The following is an 18625-nucleotide window of genomic DNA, read 5'->3' on the forward strand; positions in this document are numbered from 1 at the left end:
GTGGAGCTATTTTTTTGTTAGATTGCAGGTGTATATGATTGTTACGAATTAAAAATGAATTTCATATTATACATATAATGGAGGGGATGTGCATGAAGGAGCAATATAAAATCATTGTTTTAAGTGATGAATTATCAGGGGAGAGGATTCGAAATACGTTAGACAAAAATAAATGTAAAACAATAGTTCATGTTGTAGACGTTTCAGATGTTGTTCGTATAGAAAGTTCTTTTCAATATATAGTCATTTGGAGAGGGGACGCAGAAAAACTTACAAATGACTTGATAAATAGGGGCGTGCAAAGTTCAAAAATTATTAATTTAACAAAATACATGTATGAATGGAAGGATAAATTAATTTCTATCTATCAAATAAATCCGGATCTTATGTCTTTATACATTTCTATGAAAAAAGCAAAGAGTGATCCGACGTATGAATTGTTTGCTACCGGTTTGTCTTATCCACATTGTGGCATAAGTACGGAGCTTCTCTCAAAAAAGTCAATAAAATTAACACTTCCATCGCAAGATCTATACTATGATTATTTAATAGCGTCACAACTTTTATCAAACAATCATTCATTTCAATATTGTTTAATAGGAATAGCCTATTTCTCGTTTTACTTTGATATGTCGTTATCATCTGAATCATATAGAATTCACAAAGTATATTATCCATTGTTTCAAGATGGTCATCATACTGTAGTTCACTCTCCTCTACCCACTGATGGATTCTCACATCTAAATACTCCGAAACCACTTCTTTCTATTTTTAATTTGCATTTTGAATATATTTTATTAGACGAACTAAAAGATGAATCATTGATACTGCCTTGGATAAATGCTGAATGGAATACTACTTCTCTTCATATTCCTTTTGAAGAACACGGGAAAATAAGAGCAGCTTCACATGCTAAATTGGCGTATCCTCATACTTTAGTTGAAAATAAAATGATTTTTAAGAAATATTTAGAATTACTGTTGAAAAATGATATAAAGCCATTAATTGTTGTGTTCCCTGTTACTTCACATTATTTCAATTGTAGTAGTAAGAAATTAAAAGAAGATTTTTATAAAGTTATAAATGATTTTCAAACTCAATATTCTTTTCAAATTATAGATCTATTTGATTCACCATTATTTTGTGATGAAGATTTTTATGATAGTGATCATATGAATAAAAAAGGTGCAAATAAAATGTCCGCGTTATTAAATATGTTTATTTAGGAACGAAAAGTATGATATTTTGTTTCATGTTTGCATAAAAGTATATAGGCTCCATACAGTTAAAGTAATGTGATTTTTGTGTCGCGTATATAAATAATATGCGAAGAGGTGAGAGAGTTAAAATGAGAACTCGTATTGAAAGAAATGAAGAGGTGGTAGAGCAACTTCCGTTGGTAAGTGTATTAATTCCTACGTACAATCGTCCTCTTTACTTTGAAAAGGCGTTATGTAGTGTGTTAGAACAAACGTACCCTAATATAGAAATTATAGTTGGAGATGACAGCACGAATGATGAAACAGAAAAAGTGTTACAAAAATACTTATGTGATCATTCAAATATTATTTATATAAAAAATAGATCAACTCTCGGACAATTTGAAAATGCGCTAATGTTATTTAATGAAGCGAACGGTGAATATATAAATTTTTTAATGGATGATGATGTATTTCATGTGAATAAAATTGAAAAAATGATGAAGTATTTTTTCAATGATTTAGATAATGAAATTAAGCTTGTAACATCTCATCGTCAAGTCATTGATGATAAAGGGAAAGAGCTACGACATATTTATTCGACTGTCCGTTTATTTGAAGAAGATACGATTATAGAGGGAACAGAATTAGGAAATAAGGTAATTGTGGATCAAAAAAATTATATTGGAGAACCGACAACAGTTTTATTTCGTAAAAATGATTTACAAGAACCATATGGAATTTTTGATAAGAGGCGGTATTTATGTAACGTAGATATAGCTTCATGGTTATCTTTATTAAGTAAAGGAAAAGCAGTATATATAGCAGAAACGCTTAGTTACTTTCGATTACATCCAGATCAACAGTTAAATGAATCTAATAAAATGATGGATGGGTTAGAAGATTTTTCACACAGTATTATAGCAGGAGAACAATATGGTTTCTTATCCACCGAAAAAGAGTTAGACAAAGCAATAACTAATTTTCTAGATTATGCAAGAAGGATAGTTCCATCATCAATATTATATACATTAGACTATTACCAAAAAATTAGAGCGAAGAAAATAAACATAGAAAAGAAAAAACAACATATAAATAATAATTCTTCATTACCGAAAGTAAGTATACTTATTCCTGCATACAATAGACCTTATTACTTGGAATTAGCACTCAACAGCGCTTTGAATCAAACATATGAAAATATTGAAATTATTATTTCTGACGATAGTACAAATAATGAAGTCAATGCTATGATTCAACCGTACTTACGTGAATATGAGTGTATTACATATGTTAAAAATGAAACGCCGTTAGTTGCTGAAAACTTTAATAAGTGTGTAGAACTTGCAAATGGGGACTATATAAACTTTTTATTAGATGATGATTTATTTCATCATGAAAAGATCGAGAGAATGATGAAATACTTTTTGACGTTAGAAAATATTTCATTTGTGACGTCATATCGTGAACTGATTGATGAGAATGGAGAGATATTACCACCTTCAACATTAAATATGAAAATCGCGAAAGAAACTACACTTTTTGAAGGAAAAGAATTAGGGAATTATATGTTAAAAAACTTGAAAAATGTAGTTGGTGAGCCGACAACTGTTTTGTTTAATCGGGATTTGTTTGACGGGAAGTTTGGATATTTTAAAGGAAAGGCTTATTCCGCTATTAATGACATTGCAACTTGGCTAGATATGATGAGGAAAGGAAAAGTAGTTTATATACATGAACCTCTTAGTTATTTTAGACAACATAGTGGACAAAATCAAAAACAAATGCATTTTATTTTAATGACAATTGAAGAGTGGATTGAATTAATTATAGATGCATATAATAGTGGGTTTTTAAGCTCCGAAAGTGAGTATAAAGAGAGTTTATCTTATTGTTTAGAAAATGCGGGATTTATAGTTAAGGATGCAGTAAGAAATGGCGAACTAGATCAAATTTATAATGAAAAGATAAAAAAAGGCTTAAATAAGTTAGTTGCTCATATGTTCGAGAAAGAATCTTGTTATTGTCAATATTGTAATCAACAATTTGAAAAATTTTCACCTTGGCCAGCACATTATGATTTTCCGAAATATAAATTTGAAATGTGGAATAAAGATACAGGGATATGTCCAGTTTGTAATTCGATGGATCGTGAAAGATTGTACCGTGCGTACATTGAAACGGAAACGGACTTGTTAAATAGAAACTATACAATGCTTCATATTGCACCTGAAGCGAAGTTAAGAGATTGGTTTAACGAGTATAAAAATATTACGTATGTATGTGGTGACTTAGAACCAAAGGATCCATTAATGAAGGAAATTGATGTTACAAGGATTACATATGATAGTAATACTTTTGATGTAATAGTATGTAGCCATGTGTTAGAACACGTTCCTGATGATGACAAAGCAATGCGAGAGTTATATAGAGTGTTAAAGCCAAATGGATGGGGAATTATTCAAGTACCGATCGTAATGAATGTAGATTTTATTATAGAGAATGAATTAATTGTAACACCACAATTGAGGAAATTAGCTTTTGGTCAAGAAGATCATGTGAGAATTTACAATCAATCGGGATTTATTCAACGATTAATGAATGCAGGATTTAAGGTAGAATTATATAACATAGCGGAAAAACAAGGAATGAAAAGTGCTAGGAAATTTGGATTATCTGAAACAGATATGCTCTATATTGTCCGAAAATGATAGGAAGGAATAGATAGATATGGAGAATATTCCTTTTTTACGTGCTTCAACTGTACCTGTAAGTGAGTATTTGGACGAATTGAAGGAAATTGATACATCTCACATATATACGAATTATGGACCTATAAATCAACGTTTTGAGGAAACAATTATGTCGTCATTTTTTCAAAACAGGGGAGCTGTTACAACAGTAGCAAACGCAACGTTAGGGTTAATGGCGGCTATTCAACTAAAGAAAAGAAGAAAGGGAAAGTATGCTCTCATGCCTAGCTTTACATTCCCTGCGACTGCCTTAGCCGCTATTTGGTGTGGATTGGAACCGTACTTTATTGATATTTCAATAGATGATTGGTATATGGATAAAACCGTACTTTTGGATAAAATAGAAGAATTAAAAGAAGAGGTTGCGATTGTTATCCCGTACGCCACTTTTGGATCATGGATGAACTTAGAAAAATATGAAGAATTAGAGAAGAAGGGGATTCCGGTTGTCGTAGATGCGGCGCCGGGATTTGGTTTAATGAATGGAGGGATGCATTACGGTCAAGATTTTAGTGGAATGATCGTATATAGCTTTCATGCAACAAAGCCTTTCGGAATTGGTGAAGGAGGGCTCATATATAGTAAAAACGAAGAAGATATACAACGTATTAAAAGAATGGGGAATTTCGGATTTGATAAAAATCGTGAATGCACGATGATGGGGTTTAATTGTAAAATGTCTGAATACGCAGCCGCTATTGGGATTGCGACTATAAAAAAGTGGGATCAAAAATTAAAAGAACGCAGCCGTATTTCTGAATGGTATAAACAGTTGTTACAAAATACTGGGTTAATGAAAAAAGGGTGGAAAGTCCAAAAGACAGAAGCGGTTATTCACCAATTTATGCCTATCATTTGTCCAGAAGAAGTTCGCAACATACAAGTAATAGAAGAACTGAAAAAACAGAAAATAGAAGCTAGATTATACTTTTCACCATCTTGCCACCAACAAGTTCTTTTTAAAAACTATAAGTCTACAGATTTAACAAAGACGAATAAAATAGCAAAACGAATCGTAAGTTTACCTTTATGGGAAGGAATGACGAAAGAACTAGTAGAGCAAATTGTAATTTGTTTAGAGCAGAAGGTGGTGTCGGTAGATGAATAGTTTTTATAGTCAAGAAGAACTAAAGAAAGTTGGATTTTTATCTGTTGGGAAAAATGTATTGGTTAGTAAAAAAGCAAGTATATATAATCCGAGTGCTATATCAGTTGGCAATCATGTAAGAATTGATGATTTTTGCATTTTAAGTGGTAAAATCACAATTGGAAGTTATTCGCACATATCAGCGTATACAGCGTTATATGGAGGGGAAGTTGGGATTGAAATGCATGATTTTGCAAACATCTCAGCTAAAACAATCGTATATGCAGTACTTGATGATTTCAGTGGAAATACATTAATGGGTCCAACCGTCCCGAATCAATATAGGAATGTGAAAGCAGAAAAAGTTATTTTAAAAAAACATGTGATTATTGGTGCTAATTCTATTATTTTTCCAAATGTAACGGTAGGAGAAGGTACGGCAGTCGGTGCGATGAGTATGGTAAAAGAGAGTTTAGATGATTGGTATATTTACGCTGGAGTTCCCGTAAGAAAAGTAAAACCTCGTCAAAAAAAGATGCTAGAGTTAGAAATTGATTTTTTTAAAAGCATTCATTCTTAACAAAAAAGAATGAATGTTTTTTATTTTTATCTCGCTATTTGCCGGGCAGTAAGACCCTACCTCAAAATTCAGCGGAAGTAAAGAAGTTAGGTGGGGATCGGGCTGATAGCCAGTGGGGGATGAACAAAATCCTCACTGATTAAACTTTCACTTTATCCCGCTATTTGCCGATAAAGATTCGACTGGTGAGGGCTAATTAAAGTTTCACTTTATGATAGAGCAGAGAGTATCTTAACTTATTGTGTTTTAAATTTTGCTGACCAAGGCAATACTGAGCCATAGTGAATGTAAAGTTGGAGGGCGAGCGTATATGTTTGATGAGGATGGGATTGTTTTAATTATGGAACCAGCTGATGAAAGAAACTTGAGGAGATTTATTTTTTCAGTGCCAAAGTCAGTGTATGAAAAGAAGGGGCTTACATTACACTATGGAACAGCTATAGGACAAGGATATATGGATATAATTGAAGATATTATAAGCGTACATATAGAAATAGATGTTGTAACGATAATAGGGCATGTAAGAGGATAAATAGCTATTTGAAAAAGGTTATAAACAATTTAGCTAGAAGTTATGTATAGAGAAAATTACAGACAATGATAAAGACGAAGGGGGTCTAAAATGAAAATAAAATCAATTTTATTAGTATTTATAGTTTCAATTGGTTTAATGGGATGTTCAATAGTGGAAGAAGGAAAGAACTCCATAGATTATGCTCAAAAGGCGACAGACTATGTAAATGAAATAAGTGCATTTGCAAATGATGCGCCAGCATTAGCAGAAAAGGCCGTTAATGATAGCGAGGCTCGAAAAGAATTAGAAACGAAGCTTAGTGAAATTAAACAAGATATACCCGCATTCAATGAATTAACGCCACCTGATGTAGCAAAGGATCTTCATCAACAAATCGTCGGATATAATGAAAAGTTAAATACGTTAATTGATACGGCGATGACAAAGATAGAAGAAGGGAAAGTGGATGTAGAGCAATTTAAAAACTCTGAGCTTATGCAGACGGTAGATCAAGTTCGAGATTTGAAAGATAAAGTACAAAATTTAGGTCAATAGTAAAAAGCTCCGTTTGTGATAAACGGAGCTTTTTACTATTGGATACAATAAACGATTACACCAACGATAATAATCATGTTGCCGATGAGTTTACGTTTCGTTATTTTTTCTCCCAGGAAATACCAACCGAAAATTAATATGATGATATAACTTAAGGATTCTAATGCTGATGCTTGTTTTAATGCCATACCCTTCATGGCGATAACATTTAATCCGGCGTTAATTACAAATAAAGAGTAGCCGATAATAACATAAGGATTCACATATTCTTTTATTCTAGAATCGTATTGTTGCAAAGTAGCTTTTTTTAATAATATTTGTGAGTAATTAGCTAAAATTATCCCGAAAATAAATAATAACATATAACTATTCATCTTTTGTCACCACCACAATTCCGACAATAATAATAGCTGCACCAAGTAAATGATTCCACTGAATCGTATCTCCAAATAGAAATACTGACCAAAGCATTGACCACAGTATAATAATTCCGCGATGTGAATATGCTTTTGAAATTTCGAAATGTTTAATTACTTGTTGCCATAAAATTGCATATCCGAATAAAAGTATAACTAGTCCGAAATAAGCAATAAAAAATGAGATGGAAGCAATGGGGAATTTAGCTGCCCATTTCATGTAAACCATAATGATAGAATATATCAAAAAAGCTACATGTAAAAATACGTAATTTTTAATAGTTGGTTTCATTTATTCACTCTCTTTTGCATATAAATATATATTTATACCTAATTTTTCTAATGATAGATATTGGAACGTATTTTGTTTAATCTTTCACATTCCAAATTATATAGTATCATGGCTTTTATTGTAAAACAATAGAAGCTATGCATTCATTTTTTCCAAGGTTCTACAATATGTATCGTTTTATTTGTTGCATCCAACTCTACTTGAACACCGATAGGCATGGTAATCATGGGATGTGTATGACAACAATCGAAGTCAGCTAGAAAAGGAATTCTTTGATTTTGAAGTACTTCTAATAGTATTTCAAAAGGTTTTCGATTTGTACCACAATCATCAAAATGCTCATGTTTTCCAAGAATGATACCTGAAATTTTATCGAATACACCGTTAATTTTAAGTAATGAAAAGCTTCTTTCAATAGTAGCTGCATCTTTTGAACTGTCCTCAATGAAGAGAATGTCGCCTTCTTGAATATGTGGCATATAGGGGCTACCCCAAATTCCTTGTATCGTGTTTAAATTCCCGCCAATAATACGCCCAGTAGCTTTTCCATCAATTACTGAAATCCAATCGTTTGGACGAAGTTCTTTCTCCTTCGTCTTTTCTTCCCAATTAATAAATTCATCTGACCAAAATAATGGTTGTTTTATATGATAAGGAAGAGAATGATCATGTAGTAAAGTTTCAGCAAAATATTTGTATGTGCAATCAACAAAAGGTTTAAATTCGCCAAAGGAAGGGACGAGAGCTGGTCCATAAAATGTAGGGATTCCTGTTTTGGCGTAAATTGCTAGTAATAAAGCAGTTGCATCTGAATACCCAATCATTATTTTAGGGTTCTTTAGAAAAGCATCATAATCAATATAAGGTAATATTGAATTTGAATTCATCCCACCAATTGTTGACATAATACAAGAAATATTAGGATTTCTTATTAAGACATTTAGCTCCTCAGCACGCTCTTGTATACTACCAGAACGATAAAAATCATATCGACCTGTTAATGAACCTTCTAATATATGAAACCCTTTCTGTTGTAAGTAAGATTTTGCTCGTTCAAATCTTTTTGGAGAAGTGTAGGTTACTGGTGAAGAAGGGGAGTAGATCCCAATTGTGTCTCCGTATTTTAATGATTTTGGAAGTAGCATTTGTATGAATCCCTTCTATTAAATAGTTTATCTCGCTATTTGACGGGTAGCCCGATTGGGGGGCTGATTAAAGTTTCGCTTTATTTACGAGATTTTATTATTGAATATTCTTACGTTTCAACATTGTAAGTTTAACATAAATAAATTAAAATAATCATTGCTGTATATGAATAAATATACCTTTTACCTTGACTATATAAAGGAATTGTTGATAAGGTTAAATGTGAGTGTATAAAAGGTTTGCTAAAGGAGTTTTGAAATGAATCGGTTAAAATGGGGAAGGATGACAGTCCTATTAGTCATTATTTTAGGGATATGTTGGTTCTTATTCCAAGGAAATCAAAAGAGCGTAGCGAATGTAGAGGGACAACCTTTGCAAGTGGCAGAACTACCTAAAGCAGGATTTACTGAAAAAGTAGTCCCGCCAAAGTACATCCCACCAGAAATTAACGCAAAAGCAGCTATGATTATCGATGCGAGTGATGGAGATATTATTTATCAATATAATGAAAATGAAGCTTTTGCACCAGCTAGTATGTCTAAGATGATGACAGCGTATCTCCTACTAGAGAGTATACATAACGGGAAAGTTCGCTGGGAAGATCCAGTGAAAATGAGTGCGAAGGCGGCACAAACAGAGGGAGCGAGAATCCCAGTACAAGTTAATGACACATTAACTGTTAAAGATTTATATCATGCATTAATGATTGAGTCAGCTAATAATGCAGCTGTGGCTTTAGCAGAACATATGGCAAAATCGGAGAAAGATTTCGTTCAGCTTATGGATGCAAAAGCGAAACAGTTAAAAATGTCGGAACATGCTAAATTTGCAAATGCTTCTGGATTACAAGAGCCAGATGGAAGTGAAACAAAAATGACGGCTGGTGATGTAGCACAATTGGCGTATCATCTTATAAAAGATTATCCGGAAATATTAGAAGTGACTCACTTACGTCAAAGTCAGCTAGCATTTAATAATATTAATGTTATAAGCACAAACGACATGTTAAATAAAAATAATAAAAGTTTATATATAGAAGGAATAGACGGACTAAAGACTGGATTTACAGATAGTGCAGGATACTGTTTTACTGGGACTGCAAAGCAAGGTGATAATCGAATTATTACAGTGGTCATGGGGACATCAAGTAAAACAAAACGTTTTACAGAGACAAATAAGTTAATGTCGTATGCATTTGGATTAGTTAATTAAGTAAGTAAAATACGAATCTAGATCGCTACATAAGTAAGACTGTTTGTTGTTACTAATTTTAGATAACAACAAACAGTCTTTTTATTTTTATTTTAAAAAGGAAAAAGCTTCTAAATATAAGTGTTATTATTTGAGTTTGTTTGTTGCTGTGATATTATAAAGTTATAAGCTTATTAATAATAAGTTTGAGGGGCGTAATATGATATATACATATGAAATAGCCTCAATTGAAAATTGGAGGGAATTATGATGGCAAAAGATTTTTACTCAGCAATTGAAGACAGAAGATCTATTTATGCAATTAGTAAAGAGCAAGTAGTTTCTGATGAGAAAATTCAAGAAGTGATTTATCATGCTGTAAAACATACACCTTCAGCTTTTAATTCTCAAAGTGCTCGCGTTGTTGTTTTATTAGGAGAACAACATGATAAATTATGGGATATTACGAAAGAAACGTTACGAAAAATTGTACCTGAAAATAACTTTGCACCTACTGAAGAAAAAATGAATGCATTTAAAAGTGGTTATGGAACGGTTTTATATTTTGAAGACAGTGAAGTAGTGGAAAGCCTTCAAGCTAACTTTGCATTATATAAAGATAATTTCCCAACTTGGTCTCAGCAATCATCAGGAATGTTACAATTTGCAATTTGGACAGCTTTAGAAATTGAAGGGTTTGGTGCTACGTTACAGCATTACAATCCGCTAATTGATGAAGAAGTGAGAAAAGAGTGGGATGTTCCAGAGAATTGGAAACTTATTGCGCAAATGCCATTTGGTAAACCGGTAGTACATGCTGGTGAAAAAGAATTCCAACCGCTAGAGGACCGTGTGAAAATTTATAAATAATTTAAAAAGGTGAACAGGAATATAACCTGTTCACCTTTTTTTATACGTAATAAGGGTTTTTTTGTCCGGCATTTTTCATCTGATTTTTTAATTCGTTTTTACGTGTTTCAATAGCTGATACTTTTTGTAATGTTATCATTGAAACGAATTGAATAAAAGCATAGTATAGCTCTATGTTTTTTTGTATTGGATCATCTATTATATTTCTCACAAATATGCCTCCTCTTTTTATTCCAATAAAACTCCGCATTAATGGGCAGCCCGAGTGGTGAGGGTTAATAATTAGCGGAGGATGTATAAAACCCTTCCTGATTAAAGTTTCATTTTATAAGGGAATGAAACTTTAATCAATTCGCTAAAATTCTTGTTTATTAAGATATGTATATAATACTATAAATATCCTATAAATTCCATTATAAGAAAAAGAGAACAGTTGATATAGTGTGTGTTTTCTTTAAAGGAGAAATGGCTTTTGTGAAATAAATCTTACAATTCGTCAAATTATTTCAAAATTGTAGATAGTATAGAAATTTAGTTTTCTAAAAATATTATACTATTGATAAATAGAGTGATTTTTGTCATGATGAAAGTATACTTCATGTAAGGAGCTTTATAAGGAAATACATACTTGAGTTTGTATTAGGTTAATAGAATTTTTTATAATAGATAGAAAAGGGATATTTTATATTAAAATATTAAATGGAATGTCGAATTTTCATGCGATATATAAGAAATTTGAAAAAACCATTGCAAAAACACTGTGTTTAATGATAAAGTTCACATGAAGTTCACACGGATTTCACTTTGTTCATTTAAAATGAACTCTGTGTGAAAAATAAAACTCTTGCTAAAAAATGGAACTGGATGAATATTTTACTTTGATAATATTGTAAAGTATTAAAGTTTTAGTTTTTTTTAAGAGGATAGTAGGGAAAGGAAGTAAAGACAACTTATGAAAAAAGTAATTGCAGGTTTAGCAGCAGCTTCTGTAGCTGGCGTTGCAGTTCCAGGAATGGATTCTGCTCATGCACAAGTTTCAAATGAAGCGCTAAAAGAAATTAATGGACAAACTCAAACTCAAACTCAAACTCAAACTCAAACGACTGTAACTGAAACAAAAACTGTAGAAACAACTTCTGAATTAAAATACACAGTAACTGCTGATGTATTAAATGTTCGTTCAGGTGCTGGTACAGGACATAACGTTATTTCTAAAGTAAAATCAGGCCAAGTGCTACAAGTAGTTGGACAAGAAAATGGTTGGTTCAAAGTAAACGTAAATGGTCAAACAGGTTATGTAAGTGGTGACTTCGTAACGACTGGTGGCAAAACAGGAACGACTGTTCAACAAGGAACAGGTACTTACACAGTAAACGTTTCTTCACTTAACGTACGTACAGGCCCAAGTACATCTCATACAGTATTAGGTTCTGTAAACAAAGGTAAAACAGTACAAGTTGTAGGTGAAGTACAAGATTGGTTTAAAATCAACTTCAATGGTGGAACTGGATACGTAAGCAAAGACTTCGTAACAAAAGGTGGTTCTGCTGTATCTAACGAAACACAACAACCAACTACAAACAACAATACTACAACAGTTCAAACTGGTGGTTCTTATGTTGTTAACACTGGTGCTTTAAAAGTACGTACAGGCCCAGCTACATACAACGCTGTAATCGGTGGAGTAACAAATGGTAAAGTATTAAACGTTACTGGTGCTGAAAATGGTTGGTACAAAATTAACCATAACGGCCGCACAGGTTACGTAAGTGCAGACTTCGTTAAGTTTGTAAAAGGCGGAGTAAACAACGTTACAAATAACAATAATGTTACAAATAACGTTCAACAACCAGGTAAAGACGTACAAAAACCAACAACAGGTGGAGATACATCTTCAATCGCTGGATTCGCTAGATCTTTAAATGGTTCACCATACAGAACTGCTGGTACAACACCTGCTGGTTTTGACTGCAGTGGATTCATTCACTACGTATTAAATCAAACTGGTCATAAAGGCGCTCGTCAAACAGTTGCTGGATACTGGAGCTCTAAAACAAAAACTAGCAATCCACAACCAGGTGATTTAGTATACTTCCAAAATACTTATAAATCAGGTCCTTCTCACATGGGTGTTTACTTAGGAAACGGTCAGTTCATTAGTGCAGAAACAGATGCAACTGGTGTACGTATTAGTTCTGTAAGTAACTCTTACTGGAGCAAGCACCTATTAGGTTACACAAAAGCATACTAAGAAAAAGTAGTTTTATATACTTTTCGTATAGAGAAAAGGCTTTCCAAGGAAACTTGGGAAGCCTTTTTATAGTTGAATAAATTGGAAGTTTAATAGTTTTTATTTTAACTTTCCATTTAAAAATCGATCATATAAGTCATGGAAATAGTTAGGACGAAATAAGTTCGCTGCATGTCCCGCTAACGGTATTTCCTTATATAGAACGTTAGGCAAAATAGATTTCAAATCAAATAGACAAGATTTATAGAGATGATCATGCTCTCCCATTACCCATAGTATAGGGTGAGGAAGTGATTTTAATTTAGATTTTAAATCGAATTCTAACCGATGTCGTAATGACTGGGCAATTATGGATGAATGTAATTGTAATCCGAAACGGTAGTAAATATTTCTTGAAATGACTGCGAACGGATTTGCTTTTAATATACCGCTTGGAAAAATAGTATTTGCGTATTGAGAGAGCCATTTAGAGTATTCATCTCCTCGCTTCTCCCAAAAATTTTGAAATACATTATATAAACGAGAAGGGTTATTGTAATGTCCTCCAATATGACAAATACTTAATACTTTTTCTGGATGCATTTGTGCAAAAATTGTAGAGATGTAACAGCCGTAACTTAGCGCACAAATATGTGCTTTTTTAATACCTTCTTGCTCATATAAGTTTAATAATTGATCTACGAGGCGCTGTAATGAAAAGTCGATTGCTTCTCCTTTATCATCACCGTGACCTAATAAGTCATAAGTTATAATGTTGTAGGAGGAAGAAAAACGTTTTTGTTCCTTTTTGAAGGCGCGACGATTGCCAACTAATCCATGAATAAAAATAATTGTTTCCTTTTCAGAATGTATATTTGTTTGCAAAAAGGATACTCCTTTCACTAACTGGAGATTTATATCGTGTTGTAAATTATTTATCTATAATTTACATAGAATAATATTAAGTACCAGGTAATAATATCAGATGTTTATATCTGTTGTAAAGATGAGTTTTTATGTATATTTTGTAAAAATAGAAAAAGTGTGTTTACATTCAGTTTACATTTGTATCGTATTCTAATTTTAGAAAGAACAGTTTTGTTTACCACGAGGAGATGAACAGGAATGGAAGTTAGAAATGAAATGAAGAAAAAAGGGAGTTGGAGGAAGTTTTTACGCCTTATTCAAGATACAAATCCTCCGAAAGGAATTTTAGTTTTTGCGTTATTAATGAGTTTGCTTTCTACGGGAGCGAGTTTATTTATTCCTATGCTGACAAAAGGATTAGTAGATAATTTTTCGCTTTCTTCAATTAGTGCAGGACAAATTGTTGGATTAGTTGCTTTCTTTGTAATGCAAACTATTGCGGCAGGGTTGTCTATATATTTACTAAATTATATTGGGCAGAAGATTGTAGCGGGACTAAGAGAACGTTTGTGGAAAAAGGTACTTATCTTGCCGGTATCTTATTACGATCAAAATAGAACAGGTGATACAATTAGCCGTATGACGAATGATACAGGTGTAGTGAAAACGTTAATTTCTGAGCATTTGTCAAACTTATTAACAGGCGGTATTTCAATTGTTGGATCGTTAATTGTATTATTTGTTTTAGATTGGAAAATGACTGCGTTACTTTTAACGGTTATTCCGTTGTCTGTATTAATTTTAGTTCCACTTGGACGAAAAATGTATAAGATTTCAAAAGCGCTTCAAGATGAAACGGCATCTTTTACAAGTGTGTTAACGCAAGTGTTATCAGAAATTCGTTTAGTGAAATCTTCAAATACAGAAAAAAGAGAATATGAAACGGGTAATACAGGTATACAAAAGTTATTACAATTTGGTTTGAAAGAAGGAAAAGTGCAAGCATTAATTTCGCCAGTTATGTCGTTTGTTTTAATGGCACTACTTGTTATTATCGTAGGATATGGCGGGATGCGAGTTTCTAGCGGTGCATTAACAACCGGTGAACTTGTAGCGTTTATTTTGTATTTAGTTCAAATTGTAATGCCAATGAGTCAATTATCTATGTTCTTTACACAATTCCAAAAGGCAATTGGTGCAACGGAAAGAATTAGTACGATTTTAGAATATGAAGTAGAAGATCATGAAACTGGTGTGAAAGTGACAAATGCTAAGCAACCGATCGTTCTTGAAAATGTACATTTTGAGTATAACGAAGAAGAGCAAGTTTTGAAAAATATTGATTTCACAATTGAATCTGGAAAAGTGACAGCGATTGTAGGACCAAGTGGTAGTGGGAAAACAACGTTATTCTCATTACTGGAACGTTTTTATGAGCCAACTAGTGGCGCCATTAAATTAGGGGAAGAATCAATTACGAGTTATTCATTACAGTCATGGCGACGTCAAATCGGTTACGTATCACAAGATAGTCCGTTAATTGATGGAACAATTCGTGATAATATTTGTTATGGCGTCGAGGGCGAAGTAACGGATGAAGAAATTGAAAAAGTAGCAGCAATGGCATATGTTGATGCATTTATTCATGACTTACCAAACGGTTATGCAACAGAAGTTGGAGAACGCGGTGTGAAGCTTTCTGGGGGGCAAAGACAGCGAATTGCTATTGCCCGAGCGTTACTTCGAAATCCGCAAATTCTTATGCTCGATGAGGCAACTTCAAGCTTAGATAGTAAATCTGAGTCTGTCGTTCAAAAAGCATTAAATAACTTAATGAAAGGCAGAACAACATTAGTGATTGCACATAGACTTTCTACTGTTGTAGATGCAGATAAAATTATCTTTATTGAAAAAGGGAATCTTACAGGTAGTGGTACGCATGATGAATTATTACAGACGCATGATATGTATCGTGAGTTTGCAACGCAGCAATTGAAAATTAAAGAGGGTGCATTATAAAATGAATCATCAGTGGGATTTTACTCCACTGATGATTCATTTTTAAAAAATATATTAGATGCTAAGTAGAAAGGAAATGGTTCCTTTGATACCTAAAATTTTAATAGTAGACGACGATCCACACATTAGAGAACTCGTTTCTGTATTTTTAGAACGAGAAGGTTTTCAAACATATGAGGCAATTGATGGAGTAGATGCACTTCAGAAAATGGATGACGTAAAAGTCGATATGGTTATTCTTGATATCATGATGCCAAATATGGATGGATTTGATGTATGTTTTGAATTAAGAAAATACTATGATATCCCGGTTCTGATGCTAACTGCAAAAGGAGAAACATCACAAAAAGTAAAAGGATTTCACCTTGGGACAGATGATTATCTTGTAAAACCATTTGATCCTATAGAACTAGTAGTGAGAGTAAAGGCATTATTGAAACGTTACCAAATTACAGTTTCGCAATCGATTCAAGTTGGAAATGTATTATTAAATCGTAAAACATTCGAAGTTACATCTGGAGAACAAACGGTTACGTTACCGTTAAAAGAATTTGAGCTGCTCTTTACTTTAGGGTCTAAATCGGGAAGAACTTGTTCGAGAGAGCAATTAATTGAAGAAATATGGGGATATGATTTTGAAGGGAATGAACGTACACTAGACGTTCATATTAATCGGTTACGTGAGAAGTTTCAAGAAGAGCAGTCGAAATTTAGTATTAAAACAATAAGAGGATTAGGGTATCGCTTAGAGGTAAGTAAATGAGAAAAAGAAAACGAATGAGTAAGTTGAAGATGCTGAAAGTATTTGGAGCGGTATTAGCGCTCTTTTCTTTTCTTACTATCATTTGGTCTATCGCATTTTATGTAGCAACTAGTATATTGAATGCTTTTGACGTAAACGTATCGCCGTTTGTTGCCTTTCTAATTAGTGATATGGTCGGTTTTGTATTTATTATTCTTATTTGGACATTGATTGGAATATTAATGAGGCCAAAACGAGAGGCAATGATTTGGACTATTATTGAACCGATACAAAAAATTGCAAAAGGAGACTTCTCCGTAAAAATAAGAAATGAAGAAAAGTATGATGGTGAAATTGGCGTGCTCGTAAAAAGTATAAATGATATGACAGATGAACTGAATACGATGGAGAAAATGAGACAAGAGTTTGTATCGAATGTTTCTCATGAAATACAGTCACCGTTAACTTCTATAAAAGGATTTGCTAGAGCACTACAAGACGATAATCTTTCTGAGGAAAAAAGAAAGCATTATCTTACCATTATTGAAACTGAAACAACGAGATTATCTAAACTAAGTCAAAATTTACTAAAGCTAACTCTTTTAGAATCAGAGGAGTATACACCAGAAAGAGTGAGCTATCGATTAGATCAACAATTAAAGCAAATTGTGTTAAATAGTGAACCACTCTGGGCTGAAAAAGAAATTGAGTTAGAACTAGATTTAGAAAAAGTATATGTTATTGCTGACCAAGAAAGTATGAGTCAAGTGTGGATTAATTTAATTCATAATAGTATTAAATTTACTCCAAGCGGTGGTACGATTACTATTCAGTTAAAGGAACATGAGACAGTAGTGGAAGTGCGTATCCATGATTCAGGAATTGGTATATTAGAAGAACAGAAACAACATATTTTTGAGCGTTTTTATAAAGCGGATTCTTCACGAAATCGTGCCTATGGAGGAAGTGGCTTAGGTTTAGCTATTGTAAAGAAAGTACTCGACCTTCATCAAGGAGAGATAAAAGTGGAGAGTGAGGAAGGAAAAGGTACTGAATTTATTGTGCGTATTCCTAATTATGAAGAAAAATAGTGTAGTGATAAAGAACCATTTTTTATTTCATACGCAGACACTCTCTTATGAGGAGGGTGTCTTTATTTTGCATGAATAATGATAAATACGTGTAATGAATGCATAGTAATTTTCTACAGTTACCTACAAGTAACCTACGCACATGAAAGTGCATCATTGCCTTTTTACATAAACATAGATACAATTTTAATATAATACATAACTGAGATGATTAAGGAGTGTTATACTTGGCAGAATTATTACAAGGTAAAAATGCTTTAATTACAGGAGCAGGTAGAGGGATTGGTCGCGCTGTAGCAATCGCATTAGCGAAAGAAGGCGTAAATGTAGGCTTATTAGCTCGTTCAGAAGAAAACTTAAAAGCTGTAGCGAAAGAAGTAGAAGCAGAAGGTGTAAAAGCTGTTATTGCAACTGCTGATGTTTCTTCATACGAAGAAGTAACAACTGCGATTGAAACGTTAAAAAATGGTTTAGGATCTATCGATATTTTAATTAATAACGCTGGTATTTCTAAATTCGGTAAGTTTTTAGAACTAGACGTTGCTGATTGGGAAAAAATCATTCAAGTAAACTTAATGGGTGTATACTATGCAACTCGTGCAGCTTTACCGAGCATGATTGAACAACAATCTGGTGATATCATTAACATTTCATCTACAGCAGGACAAAAAGGTGCACCTGTAACAAGTGCATATAGTGCTTCTAAATTTGGTGTCCTTGGCTTAACAGAATCGTTAGCGATGGAAGTTCGCAAACATAACATTCGTGTAACAGCTTTAACTCCAAGTACAGTAGCAACTGATATGGCTGTAGATTTAGGATTAACTGATGGAAACCCTGATAAAGTAATGCAAGCAGAAGATATTGCAGAATTTATCGTAGCGCAGCTGAAATTAAATAAACGTACATTTATTAAATCTGCTGGGCTTTGGTCTACTAATCCATAGGAATTAAATTTAACTTTAAAAGAAGGGATATCTATTCTGTAAGGGGTAGATGTCCCTTCTTTATTTTTTGTATTCGAGACAGAATTTTCGGTATAATTAAAAGTGAATGGTAGAAAGCATTGGGAA

Annotated in this window: 18 protein-coding genes; 13 read left to right on the forward strand and 5 right to left on the reverse strand. The window is 33.0% G+C overall.

The annotated features are described in order from the left end of the window. Positions 1-92 precede the first annotated feature (92 nt). From DN399_RS09305 to DN399_RS09330, 6 genes are all read left to right on the forward strand, one after another. On the forward strand, positions 93-1226 hold the full coding sequence (locus tag DN399_RS09305) for a hypothetical protein (protein WP_049107608.1): 1134 nt from the start codon (positions 93-95) through the stop codon (positions 1224-1226). A 122-nt stretch (positions 1227-1348) separates the two neighbouring features. Further along, positions 1349-3910, forward strand: a complete 2562-nt coding sequence (locus DN399_RS09310) for a glycosyltransferase (protein ID WP_049107609.1) — start codon at positions 1349-1351, stop codon at positions 3908-3910. Between the two features lie 19 nt (positions 3911-3929). Then, entirely contained in the window at positions 3930-5060 is a 1131-nt protein-coding gene (locus DN399_RS09315; protein WP_049107610.1) for a DegT/DnrJ/EryC1/StrS aminotransferase family protein, read from the forward strand. Next, the gene (locus DN399_RS09320; RefSeq protein WP_049107611.1) at positions 5053-5619 is read left to right on the forward strand and encodes an acyltransferase; all 567 of its coding nucleotides are present in this window, start codon (positions 5053-5055) and stop codon (positions 5617-5619) included. The genes DN399_RS09315 and DN399_RS09320 overlap by 8 nt, the downstream gene beginning before the upstream one ends. A 310-nt stretch (positions 5620-5929) precedes the next feature. Next, a complete protein-coding gene (locus tag DN399_RS09325) occupies positions 5930-6151 on the forward strand; it encodes a hypothetical protein (protein ID WP_000459099.1) in 222 nt (73 codons plus the stop codon). 90 nt (positions 6152-6241) lie between these two features. Beyond that, the gene (locus DN399_RS09330; RefSeq protein ID WP_000695203.1) at positions 6242-6688 is read left to right on the forward strand and encodes a DUF6376 family protein; all 447 of its coding nucleotides are present in this window, start codon (positions 6242-6244) and stop codon (positions 6686-6688) included. Positions 6689-6723: 35 nt separating this feature from the next. On the opposite strand, the gene DN399_RS09335 is transcribed toward DN399_RS09330, so the two are convergent. The 3 genes from DN399_RS09335 to DN399_RS09345 all read right to left on the reverse strand — a co-directional run bounded on the left by DN399_RS09335 (position 6724) and on the right by DN399_RS09345 (position 8541). Then, on the reverse strand, positions 6724-7062 hold the full coding sequence (locus DN399_RS09335) for an EamA family transporter (protein ID WP_001089868.1): 339 nt from the start codon (positions 7060-7062) through the stop codon (positions 6724-6726). After that, positions 7055-7396, reverse strand: coding sequence for an EamA family transporter (locus DN399_RS09340; RefSeq protein WP_049107612.1), 342 nt, complete (start codon positions 7394-7396; stop codon positions 7055-7057). The genes DN399_RS09335 and DN399_RS09340 overlap by 8 nt, the downstream gene beginning before the upstream one ends. 143 nt (positions 7397-7539) lie before the next feature. Next, the gene (locus DN399_RS09345; protein WP_049107613.1) at positions 7540-8541 is read right to left on the reverse strand and encodes a S66 family peptidase; all 1002 of its coding nucleotides are present in this window, start codon (positions 8539-8541) and stop codon (positions 7540-7542) included. Positions 8542-8800: 259 nt separating this feature from the next. On the opposite strand from DN399_RS09345, the gene DN399_RS09350 reads away from it, so the two are divergent. Both DN399_RS09350 and DN399_RS09355 read left to right on the forward strand, forming a co-directional pair. Further along, entirely contained in the window at positions 8801-9754 is a 954-nt protein-coding gene (locus DN399_RS09350) for a D-alanyl-D-alanine carboxypeptidase family protein (protein ID WP_001080877.1), read from the forward strand. Positions 9755-10000: 246 nt separating this feature from the next. Beyond that, positions 10001-10603 (forward strand): nitroreductase family protein, encoded by a 603-nt coding sequence (locus DN399_RS09355; protein ID WP_001987122.1) that lies wholly within the window; start codon positions 10001-10003, stop codon positions 10601-10603. A gap of 40 nt (positions 10604-10643) precedes the next feature. Here the strand turns inward: DN399_RS09355 and DN399_RS09360 are convergent, their stop codons facing one another. Next, complete coding sequence (locus DN399_RS09360) at positions 10644-10814, reverse strand: hypothetical protein (RefSeq protein ID WP_001244279.1); 171 nt, start codon at positions 10812-10814, stop codon at positions 10644-10646. A 741-nt stretch (positions 10815-11555) separates the two neighbouring features. Here DN399_RS09360 and entFM point away from each other — a divergent pair. Further along, a complete protein-coding gene (gene entFM / locus DN399_RS09365; protein ID WP_000755496.1) occupies positions 11556-12854 on the forward strand; it encodes an enterotoxin EntFM in 1299 nt (432 codons plus the stop codon). Between the two features lie 99 nt (positions 12855-12953). Here the strand turns inward: entFM and DN399_RS09370 are convergent, their stop codons facing one another. Next, entirely contained in the window at positions 12954-13718 is a 765-nt protein-coding gene (locus DN399_RS09370) for an alpha/beta fold hydrolase (RefSeq protein ID WP_001194309.1), read from the reverse strand. 240 nt (positions 13719-13958) lie between these two features. Here DN399_RS09370 and DN399_RS09375 point away from each other — a divergent pair, with 240 nt between their 5' ends. The 4 genes from DN399_RS09375 to DN399_RS09390 all read left to right on the forward strand — a co-directional run bounded on the left by DN399_RS09375 (position 13959) and on the right by DN399_RS09390 (position 18499). Then, positions 13959-15719: an ABC transporter ATP-binding protein gene (locus DN399_RS09375; RefSeq protein WP_049107614.1), complete on the forward strand. Its 1761-nt coding sequence runs from the start codon at positions 13959-13961 to the stop codon at positions 15717-15719. A gap of 85 nt (positions 15720-15804) precedes the next feature. Further along, the gene (gene hitR / locus DN399_RS09380; RefSeq protein ID WP_000612414.1) at positions 15805-16482 is read left to right on the forward strand and encodes an envelope stress response regulator transcription factor HitR; all 678 of its coding nucleotides are present in this window, start codon (positions 15805-15807) and stop codon (positions 16480-16482) included. Next, complete coding sequence (hitS, locus tag DN399_RS09385) at positions 16479-17552, forward strand: envelope stress sensor histidine kinase HitS (protein ID WP_049107615.1); 1074 nt, start codon at positions 16479-16481, stop codon at positions 17550-17552. Before hitR ends, hitS begins: the two co-directional genes overlap by 4 nt. 227 nt (positions 17553-17779) lie before the next feature. Beyond that, positions 17780-18499 carry a 3-ketoacyl-ACP reductase gene (locus DN399_RS09390; protein WP_000818985.1) on the forward strand — a complete coding sequence of 240 codons (720 nt, stop codon included), beginning with the start codon at positions 17780-17782 and terminating at the stop codon, positions 18497-18499. Positions 18500-18625 lie beyond the last annotated feature (126 nt).

Origin of the sequence: Bacillus sp. AR4-2, from assembly GCF_008274865.1 — a bacterium.
GTDB classification, from domain to species: domain Bacteria; phylum Bacillota; class Bacilli; order Bacillales; family Bacillaceae_G; genus Bacillus_A; species Bacillus_A cereus.

What these genes read in the sequence shown, in the direction of transcription:
- entFM (WP_000755496.1), top strand. Translation starts at nt 11,556, where the DNA reads ATGAAAAAAGTAATTGCAGGTTTAGCAGCAGCTTCTGTAGCTGGCGTT.
- DN399_RS09310 (WP_049107609.1), top strand. Translation starts at nt 1,349, where the DNA reads ATGAGAACTCGTATTGAAAGAAATGAAGAGGTGGTAGAGCAACTTCCG.
- hitS (WP_049107615.1), top strand. Translation starts at nt 16,479, where the DNA reads ATGAGAAAAAGAAAACGAATGAGTAAGTTGAAGATGCTGAAAGTATTT.
- DN399_RS09320 (WP_049107611.1), top strand. Translation starts at nt 5,053, where the DNA reads ATGAATAGTTTTTATAGTCAAGAAGAACTAAAGAAAGTTGGATTTTTA.
- DN399_RS09375 (WP_049107614.1), top strand. Translation starts at nt 13,959, where the DNA reads ATGGAAGTTAGAAATGAAATGAAGAAAAAAGGGAGTTGGAGGAAGTTT.
- DN399_RS09355 (WP_001987122.1), top strand. Translation starts at nt 10,001, where the DNA reads ATGATGGCAAAAGATTTTTACTCAGCAATTGAAGACAGAAGATCTATT.
- DN399_RS09325 (WP_000459099.1), top strand. Translation starts at nt 5,930, where the DNA reads ATGTTTGATGAGGATGGGATTGTTTTAATTATGGAACCAGCTGATGAA.
- DN399_RS09315 (WP_049107610.1), top strand. Translation starts at nt 3,930, where the DNA reads ATGGAGAATATTCCTTTTTTACGTGCTTCAACTGTACCTGTAAGTGAG.
- DN399_RS09305 (WP_049107608.1), top strand. Translation starts at nt 93, where the DNA reads ATGAAGGAGCAATATAAAATCATTGTTTTAAGTGATGAATTATCAGGG.
- DN399_RS09340 (WP_049107612.1), bottom strand. Translation starts at nt 7,396, where the DNA reads ATGAAACCAACTATTAAAAATTACGTATTTTTACATGTAGCTTTTTTG.
- DN399_RS09335 (WP_001089868.1), bottom strand. Translation starts at nt 7,062, where the DNA reads ATGAATAGTTATATGTTATTATTTATTTTCGGGATAATTTTAGCTAAT.
- DN399_RS09345 (WP_049107613.1), bottom strand. Translation starts at nt 8,541, where the DNA reads ATGCTACTTCCAAAATCATTAAAATACGGAGACACAATTGGGATCTAC.
- DN399_RS09350 (WP_001080877.1), top strand. Translation starts at nt 8,801, where the DNA reads ATGAATCGGTTAAAATGGGGAAGGATGACAGTCCTATTAGTCATTATT.
- DN399_RS09330 (WP_000695203.1), top strand. Translation starts at nt 6,242, where the DNA reads ATGAAAATAAAATCAATTTTATTAGTATTTATAGTTTCAATTGGTTTA.